Raw genomic sequence first — 18405 nt, forward strand, 5'->3', positions numbered from 1 at the left:
AGAAGCGGTTTCTCATATTTCAGGAGAATGGTTTTCATGAAAGACAGACTGATCGATCTTTTGAGAAAAAAAGCGTGCAAACGTGCAGTCAGCGCACTGACGGCACTTGTCATGATCTTTAATATCGTTCCTGTTGCTGATATCGGTGATGAACTGAAGGATATCGGTCTGTTTGCTATGCCTGCATCTGCCGCAGACGCTGTACCGCCGAGCAATTATGAGTTCCTTCACAATCCTATAGACAGCAACAAGATATCTCTTACTGTTGAGGATTTTTACAGGTATTCAAGAAGCTACGAAGACTATGCCGCATATCATCAGAATGACGAGATAACGCTAAAAACATCGAGCGGTAACACAGGGTATTTCGAGCGTGGATTTAAAGGCCTTGGCACACAGTTCAATCCTTTCTCCGGCTCGATAGAGATCGAAGCCAATAAACCTATTGTTTTAAATCTTGACGGACCGCTGTTTAACTATGTGACGGATACAGCCGTGATAAACAACGGCGAAAAACTGCAGATATCACGCTTTTACGGACATAAGATACCGAGCGGTGAGAGCATAACCGACACCACACCGCTTTTGGCCAGGAATGTAGTTACCGGCAGCGGCACAAAAGCAACATGGAACATAGCTGTTACAAAGCCATCGGCGACAGATGATGAAACTCTTGGCGGTCAATTGAAGTCGTTTGGCGGTATGATAGGAACTATCGGCAAAAATGCACAGGTCACACTTAATGTTACTATGGATCAGCAGACTGATGACACAGATCCTGTTTCTCTTAAGTCCGACTCTGATCTTGGTCTGGCCTGCGGCCTTATCAAGGAAGGTGCAAGCCTTACCTTCTCGTTCGGAGCTTCGGAAGGCGGCACATTAAGAAAGATAGATGATATCGAGACTTCTTCCGGCGATGTCGGCTCATTGGTCGGCGAAATGGAGGCCGGTTCGACATTTGCATACACAGGCGGCAATAATCAGGCGGCTAACAAGCTCGTAAAGACATCAGGCGGATATGCCGGCGGTTTGGTCGGCAAGGTAAACAAGGCGACTGTTGTTCTGCCCGATAGTGTTTATACGATAGAACAGCATATCACAGGTAAACAGGGTGCAGGCAGTATGTACGGTTACTACTTCCCGAAAGCAGATGAATCGGGCTTTGATGTAACAAATTATAACACAGATTCTTCGCAGCAAAACGGCACAGGTGATATAGGCGGTCTGTTCGGTGAGCTTGAATGCGATCATGACTATACTATCAATACAGTTAAAACCGTAAAGTCAAATCACGCATCAGAAAAATCGACTTCATTCGGCGGTCTTATAGGCCGGTATAAGACGGACTCTCTCACTAATGTACTGACTATAGGCGGCATAACTACCGAGACTCATAATGCCGGCCAATCAAGTTACTACGGCGGCGCTATAGGTGTTGCTGACAAATCGAGCGCAAATTATATACTTTTTGACGGCTTTAAGGTAAACAAGGCATACAATGCAAACGCCCTGACATTTGGCGGACTGATAGGCTCGGCCTGCAATTCTTTTGTTGATGCAAAGGATGCAACTATTGCTGTAGACGGATCATTTAACGGCGGCGGCCTTGTGGGTGATCTTGGCGGCGGCGTGCTCAGAATGACGGGCACCACAGATCTCTCAGATGCAAAGTCTGCTTCTCCTACATCTGATGCGCATAAATATGGTCAGATAGTCGGATTCCGTGACAATGCGCTCGTCTTTGCTGAGAATGGCTGGGTTCTTAAGAGAAGTGCGGCTGTTGAAGCTGATGACATCGGCGGCTGGGGCGAGGTATTAAGGTTTGATTCAAGAGATACTGAGACCGTGACCGAAACAGATGAAGAGACGGACGAAGAAACAAGCTATGAGAAAACATATGAAAAGTTTGGCAGCGGCAATACTGTACTGACTGTCAATGAGGCTGCTCATACAGTTTCTATAGAGCCCTATGTATCAAGCATCGGAACAGTCTCTGATTTTGCAAGGACAGCTCTGAATATCCAGCTGGAGAGCTCAGACATCCTGACTGTTCCCGGCGGCTCAGGCAACCTCACTCTGACAGCTGATATAAACCTGTCAGGAACTGGTCTGACTGGGTTTACGAGGGATAATGCAGTATCAGAAGAACACTGTACTTTCAGCGGGAATCTCTATACCGGTGGTAAGACGATCACACTTGCTATCGGGGAACCATACGGATTTAGAGATAATGCAGATCTGTCTGATGCGTCTGCAAGGACAAAGGGTGACGGCCGTATCTATAATCACCGTTATAACGGCCTGTTTGGTATACTTAATAATGCAGTAGTTCGTGAATCAAATGATAGTAATACCAATAGGGCTACCCTGAACGGCAGTATAAGTGTTTCTCCAACCGCTAATGCGGTATATGCCGGCTCACTGGCTGGCATAGTAAGGACTAAGGCTAATGCCTATGTGTTGAATGTTGAAACTGAGATAGATTATGGCGGTAGTAAAGCATTATACCTTGGCAGACTGATAGGTGAGGCCAATCAGCTGTCTGTAAACAATTCGTCAAATGATTATGCACTGCGTATCCAGACAAGTGATTTTACAGGAAACATCACAGGCGGCAACAGCAATGATAATACTTGCATTGGCGGTGTGGTTGGAAAGATAAACCATACTAATAATCAGGTGCAGAACTGGCGTTTCCAGTCGTTGACACTCGGCGGCAAGATAGAGAATACTTCTGAAAAAGCTGCGCAGATAATCGGCGGCCTTGTCGCAAAGATAGAGGGCTATTCGGCAACAGATGGTGTTTATAACAGCAGGACACTGACCCTTGATAAAGTCAAAACACAGAATTATGAGGTGAGTGCAAAAACGTCCGGCTCAATGGGTGGTCTTCTTGGCTATCAGTGGCTGAATACAGATGTAGTTGTCGGCGCAATAAAGAGTAATAATACAACAATATTAACTATCGGCTCTGATTCCAAAGTGACTGCAACAGGTTCACCTAAGGATATGGCTGGTCTTGTGTATAACGCTACCGGCAAGTGGACTGTCAATGATCTTGATATTGATGATATTACTGTATCAGCAAGCGGTCTGAGATCATTTGGCATGATCGTAAATAAGGGCTGGTACTGTGCATCTGGCAAGGATTATAAAAAAGATAATAGTTCGTCGGCGATATACCTTCTTCTTCCGACAGTGGGCTGCTATACTATATCTTCTGCTGCACTTTCTTCTGCTGAGGTATTTGATGAGCTTGTTGCATACACAGCATATTTTACAACAAGCGGCAATACAAGAAGCGGTGAGGATTCCAGCGGCGATAAGTATATTCTAAAAAACGGTGCCGGTGTAATATCTATCAAGACAGATGAAACAGCCGGGCTAAATATGAACGGTACAACCGCAAGCAAGAGCTATCAGGCGCAGACGACACAGGGCTCAAAACCTAATCCGTGGAGCAGATACTATTATAATCTTGATACAGTAACCGTAAGTGGTGCTTCAGGCTGGGGCTCTGCATCAGCTCAGAAAAAGCTGATGAGCTGGGGCTTGAATAAGTATGCCCACCAGAGCATCAGAGACAATTTCTATGACGGTTTTAACGGTACGATATCTTCTGCAACTTATGATATGAATGGATACAGCTGGTATCCTGTAGATGCAGATGAGAGTACCACAGTTCAGGGAACATTCAAGTTCTATAATTATGAATTTGAGCAGAGTGAAGCTGCAAACGGAGGAGCAAAAAACTCACAGAAAACATCACTCTATGATAATGCCAAGAGTACTGCTACCCAGCATTATCTGCTTCATGCCGGGCTGCTTAGAAATGTCTACAGCGGCAAAAGCGTGACTGTCAACTCAGTGACTTTACAGGGAAATACTCCGGTCATAGATGACTTCTCCGGAGCACTTATATGCGGAAAGGTATCGGGCAGTTCTGACACAAACAAGGTAAAGATAGGTATTGACGGATTGACATTAGACGGAGCATATATCCATAATATACCGAATGTCACCGGCGAAGAGCTCTCTTATGCTCCTCTTGTGATAAACAAGATCGCACAGTATACCACCTTGACAGCAAAGAATATCAGTACAACAAATAAGTATCAGACAAGTGCTCCTTATATAAAGAATGACGGAACATACCCCAAGGCTGCAAGCAGCCTTATCGGTGAGGTGGGTTCTTCTTCTGCAAAGGGAATAAACCTCGAATTCACAAAGATCAAGATTGACGGCAGAAAGAGTGATATCGGCGACAGTACAAAGAATGCAGCCCTTGATTCGGCTTATGGTACATACAGGTCAGTCTTTACGAAGGCGACCTTGCTTGATAAGTTTGAATTTGATTCAGGTTCGACAGGCACATATACATATAACTGGGCAAACGACTGGGGCTCTGATAACAGATATGTCACATACGGTGCTGAGGTGGGTTATGTTACCGAAGGCGAGTATCCCAATATGGAACGCAAATATATGGAAGGTTCGACTACTGATGCTGAGGAATTCACAAACCCTGAGATCAGTAATGATACGACCGGCGATTATGATGGGAATTTCAGAACTAAGTTCCTTCCTTATGTTGCCACCGGATATGATGCAAACGGAACGACTCATCAGCTTGAAGTTAACCACAGAACGACCATAGCTGAGGGCTGCGGTACCTACAATGACCCGTATATGATCAACAACAGCACTGATTTGGAGACCTTTGCCAAGATATTGAATGGTACTTTAACAGAGGGTTTAACAGTCACACTTCCGAATTCAACTGAAAGAGGTGCTTACTGGTGTGATGACAAGTCCGGTAAATCTCATCACAAACAGTTTGCTTACGGCGAATCGACGTTTGATTGCGCAGGGGAGACATCACTTTCTGCAGAAGAGGTAAGAACGTATCTTGCCGGTGCGTATTATAAGTTCGGCAAGAATGTTGAGCTTAGTGCAAATTTCCCCGGATTAAGTAATTTCACTGCAATAGACAACACAAACAGATTCGCAGTATTCAGAGGCGTTATAGACGGCGGCGGATATACTATTACTAATAAGAGTACAGCACCGCTGATCGTAAACAGTTATGGATGCGTTGTGAGAAATCTTACAATAAGCGTTGAAAGTACAAATAGTATCGTGCTTACTCAGAGCAACAATACAGATGAGTTCCCGACCTGCAAGAGCTACGGCGGTGTTATCGCCAATGTTCTTGGCGGTGATAATATCTTTGAAAATGTATCAGTAACATACTCATCTATGAATTCGGCCATAGATATCAAGGGGGATTATAAGCAGATCATTCCGATCGGAGGATATATTGGTGTCATTGCTGACGGTGCTGTGATCTTCAAGAAAATGGGCACTGTCTCACAGGGTCTGAGCACTATATCTTCTACAGGGATAAAGAGCACGGTATCTGTCTATGATGAAGACGAGGAGGACTGGATAAATACGGAAACTATCATTCCTGTTTCCGCCCCCCAGTATCTCTACATAAACCCCATAATCGGCAGAGTGCTTAATGGCTATGCTGTAACTGAGAGCTCGTCTTATGTGACTGATGAAGATGATGTCACGATGCATAACGGCACTAAGAATTATTCTATTGCCGATATAGATAAGACGGAGACAAACAATCTCTCGACCGGGGCATATACTGCTGTTTCAGGCGCTACGGGAATGTACAGCACTGATGTAAGCATTCCTAATGCGCAGGCATGGTTCGTTATGTCACTGCTGACACAGAGCAGCACTACTGTTGGTGCGCCGAACACACTGGCTCTCGGTGCAAGTAACAGCTATGGCGGCACATATCACAGAATGCGCTGTGCAGCTTACAGCAATGTCGGCACAAATGCGGCAAATGACAGCAAGCCGGCAGACTATAATGATGCTAAAGAAGATCAGAACTCAACTACTGTTCCTTTCCTGGTCAAGAATTACACTGATGAAATAAGCGGAACTACAAAATACGGTGTTCTTGCGCTTACAAACAGTAAAACCGTATGCAATCTTAACCTTGGCGGAACAGATACTGAATGGACACTGCCGGACGGCTACAGAGGCGTCGGAACGATAGGCTTTAACAGAAGAAGTGATCTTACTGACAGAACGATAAGCCTTCATAAATTCAATGGCAAGAACCAAAACGGCAGCGGCTCTGTCGTGACTATTGCTATGAATATGTCGCTGCAGCACTATGAGAGTGGGTTTGATAACTATCTGCCGGTAAATAACAGCCAGGGCGGCTTTGGTTTGTTTAATACCCTTCGTCATAACAGATCGGATCAGGGAAGTATTGAGAGTGATTATAAGATAAGTGAGTTGAATATCACAGGTAAAATTGATTACTATGTTTACTTTCATGATAAAACAAATGGTGTGACGACTTATAATAAGACGAGCATTCAAAATGCTGCGTATTTGAATTGTGGTGGTATATCCGGATATGCGGGCTTTGGCGGTAACGACAGTATAACTGTAGAAACTATAGGCGTTTCGGGTCTTACTGTCAATGGCTTTGAAACGGCCGGCGGTTTCTTTGGGAATCTTCAGTTGTCTAATGGAAATGCGTCATCTCATCAGGTGTCTATATCAGGTATTGATGCACAGGAGGCCTTCACAGTTCATAGTAAACGCTATGCAGGAGGAATAATCGGATATTTTAAACAAGGAAATCTTAGTATAAGTAATGTTGCTATCAAATTGCCCACTGTACTTAATGAGTATAAAGGACAAGATACTAGTGATAATGCTGTTGATTTTGATAATGGTGCCGGTGGTGTAATAGGCTATTGCCAAAATGTTAATGGTAATAGTCCGATTGAATTATCTAATATTGTATTAGGTCAGTTGAATAGTGATATTGAATCACGAATTGGATATATTGAAGATTATACATGCGCTAAGAAAGAAGCGAATGTTGTAGCAGGCGGTATAATCGGAAGAAATAATACTGTTGTTGGCTCTAATTCATATTCTTTAAAGTTTGATAATTGCAATGTATACAATATTAGTATTTTTGGCCATAGAGTTGGGGGATTGATAGGAAGCGATGCAGCAGATAATAATACAAACACTTCATCAAAAATAGTAATATATAATTCCCAAGTAAAAAGTGATAATGATTCTGTTTTGTATGGTTTAATTCCTGAACAGATCAAGCACAGAAATTGTGGCGGAATAATGGGTGGATCAAGAGCCGGAAAAGGCGTCGTGATAGATACATGTACTGTTGAGGGATACACTTTTCAAGGATTCCAAGATACAGCTGGTGTATGTGCTAATGTTGAAGGAGGAGCATTTGAAGTACGTAACTTTACAATAAAGAATGTAACAATGAAATCTGATTATTCAGCTTGTTTGTTTGGCTGGCTCAACCAACCGTTATCCGGTTATAATATCCTTTGCGATAATATCCAGTTTCAGGATAGAAAAGGCGGAACAACTTATAATGCAACACAACATGGATATTTAGTCGCTAAAAACAACATAAAGAATATTAAGATAGCTGGATTATCCATTCAGAACGCTACACCAAAATCGTCAGCATATTTTATTCCTCCTCGATTATCGGGAACAAACGATTATAATGCTAATGGCGGATATGTTGTTTTCGCAGATTACAATGGCGCTGCTTCTGACAGCAATAAAACATTTTCGGATATAAATAATACCACAAATGTTAAAGACTATAATAACCAAATTGTTACAGATAATACTCCTTATGTAACATCAAGTCCTAAAATGTTTATCGGTACAGATCAGTTCCTGACGGGTGATGCGGTAAGCTCGACTACTTACGAGGACTCAGCGTTAGAGCAGATAATACTTGATAAGCAGGATCCGGAAAAGAGCAAAAACGGTGCTCAATCATACCAGACAGCTCCTGCTGTCGATACTTCTCTTCTCAAAGACATAACCGACCACCTCACCACATCAAGAGATGAATTCGGGATACAGTCTATGCCGAATTTCCCGATGCTGAAGGTCGAGGATTCTGATAAGGCAAAGGTAACTGCATATATAAACTATTATATCCAGAATCTTACCAACTCGCCAAGCACTTTCATTTTCCAGCTGGATAAAACATCTGATAATAAAGAAAACATCTATAAGGTCACTATGCATAAATGCACATATGACAAAGATACCGGCAAGTTTACTGTTGGAGCAGACGGTTCAGGCTCGCTGAAACGATATACAACAGGCTTCCAGATGGAAGCTAACAGAATTGATAACGCCGACCCCAACACACCGCAGTTCACGCTGATGGACGTTCAGTTCCTGAATCCTTCTAAAAACTCTGAGGTCGCTTATCATCTTTATGTACCGATATATGTCAAGAAGTTGATACAGTATAAGTTCAGTGCTAAGATAATCTCGGGTACGAACTATTATGCAGGCGCTTATGATAATATAAACGAGCATAACACGCTGTTTGAAAACCTCGGAAACCCTGTTACGATGAAGGTGGAGTATACATATGACAGGACCGCTTCGGACTGGGCAGAAGCGATAAACAGCGGTGAAAATGTGCTGACAGACTCGAATTTCTATAAGGAACTCAAACTGTCGATGAATGACAACGGCTGGATACCTGATTCTCGACTGGTGCTCGTTGACCCGAACAATAACGACAAACACTATTATCTTGACACGGGAGTCGCAGATAAGGATTCGAGCGGATATTACCATATCCCGTTTGATAAGTTCACAACTGACGGAACAGATTCCGCAACTGCGTATAAACCGGCACCGCTGAACAGCCTGCTCGATGTGACCTGCACTGATACGGACAACGGCCCTCTTGTGATCACGACTGATGATACAAAGGCGACGGTCAAGGATCAAAGCGGAACAATGTATATGCCTCGGCCGACAGGTAACACCTCGCAGGGGTATACAGCTACAGTTACGGCTATCAGGCCGGAGACGTATTATCTCAGCTTCTTTACCAACAAGGATAAGGGAAATGACAGGATCTATCATTACGAGATAAGCTCGCTTGAAAGATTTGAGAAGCATGATGACAGTGATACCAACTGGAAGCCTAATAAGATAATCAGGGCATATAACTATCCTGTTCATCTTATCATAGGGAAACTGTATACTAACGATGACTTTACGCTGTCTGTAAATACTCCGAGGTCTCCTGGTACATACAAGATGACTAAGGATAACAATGTCATTGAGGTGACGATGACAGCTCATGTTGCTCTTACAGATGAGGCAAAGATTGAAAGGGTATGGCAGAACCTCAATGAGAACAGCAATTCCACGATATATCAGACGTTCCTTATGAACTATGATATGAAGGAAAAGGACGCTCTGACATCAAAGATCGGCGTGGACACATCAGCAATACAGTCGATAACGGTCACGAAGTATATGATCTATTATGGTTTGGTAGTGCCGACTACTGATGCTGAGCTTGCGGCAAATCCCGGTGAGGAGATAGCTTATTCTGATCCTGAGGAGCTCATGACAAGCAACTACATCGAACTCAGAAACAATAAAAACCTGAATGAATACCTCGGAAACAGTGCCGCCGGGCATGACAATGCAGCGACGATACAGGTCACATTCGCAATAGAGTATCCTGATGTGAATCTTGCCAAGCAGTTCCCCGAGAGAAGCGATGAGACCAACACGGAGATCGGCTCGCTGGTAAGAGGCTATTCAAACATTTCATCTGTTGCTGAGAGCGGTGCTTACAGTTCGACATCTAATCCTGCTGCCAGTCAGCACAGGTATTACACCAAAAACACTGCGGCGTCGAAGCTGACATACAGTGTCGTCAAAACAACGGATAGTGCAGCAGGGCATTACAGCTCGCTCGGTATAAACCCGTTTGATGAGCAGGACAGCAAGAGCCCGACAAACAAAGGCCATATCGACTCCACGGCGCTGTATAATTTTATGGACTTCTCTGACCCGGGTGATTATATAGAGTTCAACATCTCGCTCACCTGCAAGAAGGACGGATATGATAATACTCCGCTCGTGCTCGGAGACTATCTGAGAAATCTGACTGTCAAAGCCGGTTCGACACTTCTGTATACACAGGGCGACACAGTGGATACAGAGAATATAAAGGGGCATATAAGCAGCGACGGAAAGATACTGACCTTGCGTGCTCATAAGTCCAAGCTGACTGAGGTCTCGAAAAAGGCTTATTCGATCGACATATCGTATGATGTGCTGACCGGTGAGAAAAACGGGTTCGGAAGCACAAAGGCTTATTCAAACTACAAGGTCTCGCTCACAGCGGATATCTATTCGGACATGAGCGAAGAAAGCACGCTTAACAACCCGACGCACGCATCAGACCACATTATCTATACCAACTCAAAGCTACAGTATAAAATGATCGCCTGATGCTGTCAAAGAAAACATCTTCCGGGCCGGGACATACCCCCGGCTCGGGGAAATAAATACCCGGCGGCTATTTAAAAACGCCGCAAACACCCGATATATAGTTCGTAGGATTATAATACACAAAAAAATCGCACGGCATTTTGTTAAATCTGCCAAACTTTTTAAGACTGGCGTCTAAACTATTGACAAAAAAGGCTGCATATAATATAATTATAGTGTGATAAAGTATTATATAATAAAGCGGCAAGTGCCGTGATACTGCCTATAGAATTGAAATTTTAGGAAAGGGAATGATAATATGAAAAAGAACAGTACAAAAATGAAGCTGTTATCGGCAGCAGGAATGCTCGCTATATCAGCTGCAATGCTGGCTACATCGACTTATGCATGGTTTTCGATGAATAAGGAAGTTTCGGTTACTAATATGCAATTAAAAGCTAAAAGTGAAGACGGTATTTTGATTGCTGCATATACACAAAGCAACAGCACATGGACTGCGCCAACGGCTTCAGCTTTCAGCAATACAGCAAATGCTTCAGCAGCTGACGTTAATGGCAGCACTGTTGCGGAGTTGCTTCCGACTTTTACTTCGGCTGGAACCACTTGGTACCATGCAGCAAGTAAGGTGTCAAATAATGGTCAGGACTATACAGATGCAGGATATACAGTTGTTACTAATGATACAACAAACAGTTATTATCTAACAAACAAATTCCAGATTAAATCAACTGGTGATGAAAAAGCAGTTTATGTTAAAAGCATTACAGTAACAAGGGGTACAGAAGAAAATTATGATCCGTCTATGCGTGTAATGATTAAGTCTGGAGATGCAACCTTGTTCTTTGCACCTATAGGTGAGCATACAGGGTCGGAAACCATTTTAGCTGCTACAGCTGATGATGATGCTCTTGAAGCAAATGAATCAATAACATTTGTAAGTGTCAATACTACTGGTGCAAAAATACTTAACGACGTTACAACTACTGCTGAGGATGTGCAGGTTTATATTTATTTTGATGGTGAAGATGCAGCATGCAAGACTGATAATGTTGGCGATTTTGCAAACAAGTCTGTAAGTATTGAATTCACAACAGATACTCCGACAGGTACATGATTACCTTGAAATGAGAAATACCATATCCCCCTCTCTCGAGGGGGATATTTTTATGCCTTTTTTCTACAGAAAACGCACAATAAAATCCTTACAATTAATTGACATTTTCGTGAATTTGTAGTATAATAGAATTGGCTAACTGTTTCTATTTATAAAACAGCTGAAAGGGGTGTTTAAACGTGGCCGGACAAACGCTGGTAGGAGGCCTTCGGGCAGTTGAAATGTATTACAGGAACGTGCGTGAGATATCAAGCGGCTCGGCGGCGTTTTTGCAGACGCAGACAAGGCTCAACACTCCTGACATGGGCGTGCTGATGCCCGAAGCGTACAGGGAGCTGTGCGATTTTACAAACCAGTCGGTGGCGCTTTTCGGGCTTGAACTCGTGCAGGCGCTCGACGCTATAAAGAAATTTGAAGACAGAGATGTGCCGTTTCGCTGGCTGAGCGTGTATATGCCGGTCAACTACTTAAGAGAGGAAAAGGCGGAGCGTGGCATTATCGGATATATGGAAAGATACAAGGTCGATTCAAACCGCCTGTGTTTTGAACTGCCTGACAAGCTGCTTTCCGAGACAAGCGGCGCTGCGGCTGATAATATACAGAAGCTGCGAAACAGGGGCTTCCACTTTATGCTGCAAAACTTCGGTGCGGCTTCAACGCCTATGATGAGGCTGTCGGATTTTGCGGTGGACTATGTGCTTATGAGCGGCGAGGTGACTACATACCTCGGGCGTGATTCAAGAGCTGACAATGCCGTCAAGTCAATGATAGCCTTTGCAAAGGATATGGGCGCTGAGCCTATAGCCGACAGCGTGGTCAACGCTTCGCAGGCAGAGATGCTTTTTGAGCTTGAATGCAACTACTGCACGGGAACGCTTGCAGGAAAATATACGCAGGAGCGCTACGTCAGACGCCGTGGCGACGATGCAGAAGAAGATACCCAGGAATGAGGAGTAACCTATGGACGAAAAGCTGAGAGATGTTTTGGAGCTTCGCAGAACAGCAAAGGAGGTCAAGCGGCACGTTATCCTGATGCGTGTGCTCGGCCTGCTCGCTATAATTCTTATTGCGATAGTTTCTATAGCGTATGCGATAGCATATTTCTATGATAAGTACGGGAGCTTTACTGTCAGGATAAATAAATACGATATGGTAAAGCAGGGGCTGACCCTTTCGGAAAACCCCGACTGGGAAAGAACACAGTCGGTGCTCAATGCTGATATCATCTATGATATGACCAATATCAGCGGCGAAGACCTGCCGGAGAATATCGACAGTGTCAACGGCTCGCATAACGGCGAAAACTATATCGCATATACCTTCTACCTGATAAACTCGGGCGATGATACGCTTTCCTACGAGGGCGAGATGACACTTGACAATGTCACAAACGACCTTGACGAGGCGATACGCATAGCTGTGTATATCAACGGCGAAAAGACCGTCTACGGCAAGACCAAGTCGAGCGGCGAGGGCATCGAGGGCGACTGCGACAAGGAGTTCGACACCTCGAATATCGTAATGACAACAGGCAAGGAAGGCTTCAAGCCCGGCAGCAAGGATAAGTACACAGTAGTCGTATGGCTCGAGGGCAACGACCCCGACTGCACAGATGAGCTTATAGGCGGCACGCTTAAGCTCGGCATGGATTTCAGGATAGTAGAATCGACCTGATAAATTATAAATAGGGGAGCATAATCTGTATGAAAAAGGCGCTTTCGATAATAGTTAATATAATAGCGTGGGTGATACTGCTTTTCGCACTGCTTGTGACAATAATAGTTTTCTCGTCGTCAAGAAACGGCGATACGGCTGATGTCTTCGGGTATATACCACTCACAGTCGAGTCCGACTCGATGAAGCCGACCTTTGAAAAGGGCGACCTTATCATCATAAAAGAGGTCGATGACCTGTACGACTTAAAAGAGGACGACGTTATCACCTACTGGACGATAATCGACGGCAAGCGTGTCAAGAACACCCACCGAATAGTGAGCATCAACGAGTTCGAGTCATCAAGGAGCTTCGTTATGAAGGGCGATAACAACGAGATAAATGACGAAGACCCTGTGCTCCCGGCTGATATTATCGGCAGGTGGAACGACACGAAAATAGGCGGCGGCGGAAAGGTCATGGACTTTCTGCGCACCAAGAAGGGCTTCTTTATCTGCATCGTGATACCGATGATACTCTTCTTCCTGTTTGAGCTGTATAAGTTCATAGTGACGCTGGTAGAGGTCAAGAAGCCGGTGCTCACAGAGGCCGATGAGGAAGCTATAAAGAAGAGAGCAATAGAGGAATATCTCGCCGAGCAGAACAAGAAAAACGGCGATGAGGATACAGACAGCACCGGTGCAGATGATACATCTGACGGTCAGGAGAAGTAAGACTTAGGAGAAGACTATGAATGCATTCTTAAAATGGTTTTTTGTCTTTATATCCGAGATGCTAAAGGGCTTTGCCGATATCTTCGGCGGCCTGTGGAGCGGTATAAAGCAGATATTCAACATCAAAAACTACATAAGTATATTTAAAAGCTACTCTACCGAGTTCGGTGCTCTGGCGTGGATACTGGCTGTGCTGTCTATTATCGTGGTCGTGGCTATCTTTGTGATAATCGCACTTATGATAATACTCGCACTCAGAAAGTACGTCCGTTTCAGGCATTCTATCGTCTCGAATGAGGATCTTCTGGAGGAGATAGCTCTGCTCCAGCGCAGAGTGCTCAAAATGACCAAGGAGAAGGACGAGATCATGGCTATGAAGATAGCTCAGATGGGCGTTCCTATGTCGGGCGGCTTGGCTCTCGGTGACGGTCAGATGATGCTTGACGGCGAGGCCGCAGGCGCTGAGGGCATGGCACCTCAGGCTGAGGCTGTGGCTGACGACGGTATCATTCAGACGACAGACAGGCGTTTCTCAAAGCTCATGGAGGTCGATGCTTTCTACAAGACCTACACGCCGCCTGAGTATGACAACACCATAACACTCGAGGAGTTCTGCGAGAGATACCGCAACTTCGCCTGCTCCCGTATGCACCTGTATTATGAGCCCAAGACCATACGCCTCTTCATTGCGGGCATGGCTTCTACAAAGCTCATAATCTTACAGGGTATCTCCGGTACAGGTAAGACCTCGCTTCCTTACTCGTTCGGTAAGTTCTTACAGCACGACACTACCATAGCATCCGTACAGCCTTCATGGCGTGACAGAACTGAGCTTTTCGGTTACTTCAACGAATTCACCAAGAACTTCAACGAGACTGAGACACTTAAGAGAATATACTCATCGAGCTTCAACAACGATATCAACCTTATCCTCCTCGATGAGATGAACATTGCACGTATAGAGTATTACTTCGCAGAGATGCTCTCGATACTTGAAATGCCTAACGCTGACGAGTGGGAGCTCGACATCGTGCCCAACGCATGGAGCACCGACCCTGTGAACCTCGACCACGGCAAGATAAAGATACCGCAGAACATCTGGTACATCGGTACTGCTAATAACGACGACTCGACCTACGCTATCTCAGATAAGGTCTACGACCGTGCTCAGCCGATAAACCTCGATGCAAAGGGTATACCGTTTGAAGCGCCCGACACACCGCCTATCAATATGGGCTTTGATCATCTTGACAAGCTGTTCAACGAGGCGTTTGAGAAGTACCCGATATCTCAGGAGAACTTAAAGAAGATTCAGCAGCTCGACCTGTGGGTAATAGAAAAGCTGCGTGTGGCATTCGGTAACAGAATCTTAAAGCAGATGAACCTGTTTGTGCCTGTATACGTTGCCTGCGGCGGCGAGGAGCTTGACGGTATCGACTATGTTCTTGCTACCAAGATATTCAGAAAGTTTGAGAGCCTGAACCTTGCCATGCTTCGTGAGGAGCTGCGTGAGCTTTGCGTATACATCACAAAATCCTTCGGCAAGAACAAGATGAACGAGTCGATAGCTTATCTGGAGAGGCTGCAGAAATTATTCTAAGCTGGTGTACCGCAATGAACAAAACACTATCAAAAATAGGCGCAATGCTCACCGCAGTTACGGTGGCGCTGTTTGCACTGTTTATAATAATGGATTTTTCCTTCGGGTCGTACTTTGTGTGTATGTTCCTGCCTATAGGCTATGTCATGACGGCGGCAGGCTTTGCGCATGAGTGCGATGAAGACAGGAAGGTGGCCGCAAACATAGGCATGATCCTTGCGGCGGTGTATATGACGCTGATACTGCTTGTATACTACTCGCAGACAACGAGCGTCAGGCTTGAAGACCTGTCCGGGCAGGCGCAGAAGATACTCGACTATAAAAACGGTGGGCTGATGTTCAACTACGACCTGCTGGGCTACGGCATGATGGCGCTCTCGACATTCTTTATCGGGCTGACTGTAAAGCCCGAGAACAAAAAGGATAAGTGGCTCAGAACACTTATGATGATACACGGGGTATTCTTCCTCAGCTGCTTTATAATGCCTATGACGGGAATGTTTCTCTCAATGGCGGACGGTGACGGCGGAAACGGCGGCAGTATAGCGCTGCTTTTCTGGTGCATATACTTTTTCCCGATAGGGGTGCTCTCTTACCTGCATTTTGACAGGGGAGAAAGCAAGGACTGATATAAAAGACTTAATTCAAGGAGGTGAGTAAGGCTATGGCAGGCTCGCAGCAGCAATGGGTAAAGGAATTCAAGAGCTTTGTAAAGGATATGGGCGACGACGAGCTTTTTGCCTCGCTTGACTCGCTTCTTCACGCAAGCAGAAATAATTTTGCATTCAACCGCAAGATAATGGAAAAGGCGATAGACGTATCGTGGGTAGAAACGATAGAAAACGGCCTTTTCCACGTTGATAACGTGATAAGAAACCCAAGACGTACCATTGAGGACGTTGAGGAGGTAGTGCCGATAGCCCTCTCACGCAAGATAACCGTCGAGAGCGTAAAGCACTTAGCACAGCACACAGACCTTATACAGAGCATCGACAAGAAGACAGGGCGCATAACCCCTTCCAAGATACTCAATGTGTATAAGGAAGAAAGCCTTATGACCTACGAGAACAAGTTTGTAAACACCCTCGTAGACAGGCTGTATATATTCATAAACAGAAGATACGAAAAGCTCGCCCAGGTGGCCAAGGACGAGGAAGTGCTCTCTCTCGGCTACGACACCGACATCGACGACGGTTCGGGCGGCAAGATGAAGATAAATATAAATATCGAGACGATAGACAGTCTTGACAAGGTCAATGAGAGCGGCCTGACAGTGTGGCAGAGAGTTGAAAAGCTCAAAAAGATAATCGAGGAATACAAGGGCTCGGAGCTTTGCCTGACACTGGGCAACACCTATATAAGACCGCCTGTCATGCGTACAAACGCTATCATGAAAAACGTTGACCTCAAAGCCTGCCTGACGCTATGGCAGTATATCGAGAGCTACGACAAGGTCGGCTACGAGATAAACGTGCAGAACACAGCCGTCAAGCCGGATATCAAGTATGTAGAGGATTTCTACAAGGTCGTCATCATGAGCCTGCTGCTTTTCCGCTCGTACAATGCAGAAAACGGCAACAAGAAATTAGAGGAGATGAAGACCGTCAAGCAGCGCTCGCTCCAGCCGAGGTTCTTAAAGCACTTTGACAAGGAGCTTGCGAGCACCTATGATATACAGACAGAGGCCGCAGCCGGCTATCTTGCGGCAGACAGCGACCAGAAGCTGATAAAGAAGATGCCTGAGGACGTCAGCGGCGTTATAGACCAGGTGTCCAAGGTAATCGAGATAGAGCGCAATTATATGCGTGAGCAGGAACGCCTTCGCCAGGAGCGCATAAAGGCCGAGGAAGAAGCCGAGCGCCTGCGCCAGGAGGAACTTGCCCGCCAGGAGGAGCTCAGGCGCATAGAAGAAGCCAAAGAGGCCGAGCGGGAGCGTATCAGGCAGCAGCAGCAGGAGGAAGAACGCCAGCTGCGTGAGATGCTCGAACAGAAGCGCCGTGAGCAGGAAGAAGCCGAAAAGGAGCGTGCAAGGCAGGAGGAGATCCGTCTTGCAAGGCTCGAAGAGGAGCGCAAACGAGAAGAAGAAGAGCGCCTGAAGCGGGAGAAGGAGGAGGCCGAGGCCGCCGAAAGAGAGCGTATCAGGCAGGAAAAGCTGCAGGTAATGACCGAGCTTGGCGAGGCCGAGGGACTGGCTGCCGAGCAGATAGAGGAAGAAGCTCAGGCGGCAGAGGAAGCCGAGGAGCAGAAGGCCTACGAGGAAGTTACCGAGGCGGAGATAGAAGAAGTAAAGAACGATATCGAGGAGGAGGCTGCCGAGAACGAGGAGCAGCCTGAGGAGGTAGAAGACCCGAGAGCTATTGCTGCACGAATGAAGCTCGAACAGCAAAAGCGTGAGAAGGAGCGCAGGGAGCGTGAGCGTGCCGAGCGTCTCAAGGCCGAAAGACAGCGCTTTGAGAGCAAGCCTTTCCGGGAGATATACAAGGAATACTCCAAGAACCCGATATACGCTATACCACGTCTGATAAGATATATACTTGCATTCGTATTCGGTATAATACCCGAGGATACAGACAACCCCGACCTCAGAGAGAAACTTGCAAAGCGCAAGGCCGAGGCCGAGGCAAGAGAGATCGAGCAGGCAAAGCATATCGAGATGGAGGGCTACTACAAAAAGTATGCCCAGACATTCAAGTATCGCTTTATGCGAAAGATCGGCGATATCAAGTTCAAGCGCAAAAAGAAGAAAGAGCGCAAGAACAGCCCGAGGCCTGTATACAAGCCGCCTGTTCGCACCGCAGAGGAGCAGCGTGCTATTGATACAGAGATGAAGCGCCTGTATAAGGAGTATCACGTATCTCTTGCGGAGAGATTTAGAAGGTGGCTCGAGGAATTTAAGTTCAAGCATCGAAGGAGATGAGCGA

At 45.6% G+C, this 18405-nt stretch carries 8 protein-coding genes; all 8 read left to right on the forward strand.

Translation table 11 applies throughout. The annotated features are described in order from the left end of the window. Positions 1–36: 36 nt before the first annotated feature. The 8 genes from CD05_RS0102560 (at position 37) to CD05_RS19395 (ending at position 18401) form a co-directional block, all read left to right on the forward strand. A complete protein-coding gene (locus CD05_RS0102560) occupies positions 37–10383 on the forward strand; it encodes a hypothetical protein (protein WP_028509178.1) in 10347 nt (3448 codons plus the stop codon). Positions 10384–10681: 298 nt separating this feature from the next. After that, positions 10682–11497, forward strand: coding sequence for a hypothetical protein (locus CD05_RS0102565; protein ID WP_028509179.1), 816 nt, complete (start codon positions 10682–10684; stop codon positions 11495–11497). Positions 11498–11718: 221 nt separating this feature from the next. Next, positions 11719–12447: an EAL domain-containing protein gene (locus CD05_RS17160; RefSeq protein ID WP_051588779.1), complete on the forward strand. Its 729-nt coding sequence runs from the start codon at positions 11719–11721 to the stop codon at positions 12445–12447. Positions 12448–12457: 10 nt separating this feature from the next. Next, complete coding sequence (locus CD05_RS0102575; RefSeq protein WP_242841221.1) at positions 12458–13171, forward strand: hypothetical protein; 714 nt, start codon at positions 12458–12460, stop codon at positions 13169–13171. Positions 13172–13200: 29 nt separating this feature from the next. Then, positions 13201–13884: a signal peptidase I gene (locus CD05_RS17165; RefSeq protein ID WP_051588780.1), complete on the forward strand. Its 684-nt coding sequence runs from the start codon at positions 13201–13203 to the stop codon at positions 13882–13884. Positions 13885–13900: 16 nt separating this feature from the next. Then, positions 13901–15484 carry a hypothetical protein gene (locus CD05_RS0102585; protein ID WP_028509181.1) on the forward strand — a complete coding sequence of 528 codons (1584 nt, stop codon included), beginning with the start codon at positions 13901–13903 and terminating at the stop codon, positions 15482–15484. Between the two features lie 14 nt (positions 15485–15498). Then, positions 15499–16113 carry a hypothetical protein gene (locus CD05_RS0102590; RefSeq protein WP_028509182.1) on the forward strand — a complete coding sequence of 205 codons (615 nt, stop codon included), beginning with the start codon at positions 15499–15501 and terminating at the stop codon, positions 16111–16113. Between the two features lie 35 nt (positions 16114–16148). Next, a complete protein-coding gene (locus tag CD05_RS19395; protein WP_051588781.1) occupies positions 16149–18401 on the forward strand; it encodes a DUF2357 domain-containing protein in 2253 nt (750 codons plus the stop codon). Positions 18402–18405: the final 4 nt, after the last annotated feature.

It is taken from the genome of Ruminococcus sp. NK3A76, from assembly GCF_000686125.1.
Lineage (GTDB): Bacteria > Bacillota > Clostridia > Oscillospirales > Ruminococcaceae > NK3A76.

Coding starts and splice junctions, on each gene's coding strand:
- CD05_RS0102560 (WP_028509178.1), top strand. CDS start 37: ATGAAAGACAGACTGATCGATCTTTTGAGAAAAAAAGCGTGCAAACGT.
- CD05_RS17160 (WP_051588779.1), top strand. CDS start 11,719: ATGTATTACAGGAACGTGCGTGAGATATCAAGCGGCTCGGCGGCGTTT.
- CD05_RS17165 (WP_051588780.1), top strand. CDS start 13,201: ATGAAAAAGGCGCTTTCGATAATAGTTAATATAATAGCGTGGGTGATA.
- CD05_RS0102565 (WP_028509179.1), top strand. CDS start 10,682: ATGAAAAAGAACAGTACAAAAATGAAGCTGTTATCGGCAGCAGGAATG.
- CD05_RS0102590 (WP_028509182.1), top strand. CDS start 15,499: ATGAACAAAACACTATCAAAAATAGGCGCAATGCTCACCGCAGTTACG.
- CD05_RS0102585 (WP_028509181.1), top strand. CDS start 13,901: ATGAATGCATTCTTAAAATGGTTTTTTGTCTTTATATCCGAGATGCTA.
- CD05_RS0102575 (WP_242841221.1), top strand. CDS start 12,458: ATGGACGAAAAGCTGAGAGATGTTTTGGAGCTTCGCAGAACAGCAAAG.
- CD05_RS19395 (WP_051588781.1), top strand. CDS start 16,149: ATGGCAGGCTCGCAGCAGCAATGGGTAAAGGAATTCAAGAGCTTTGTA.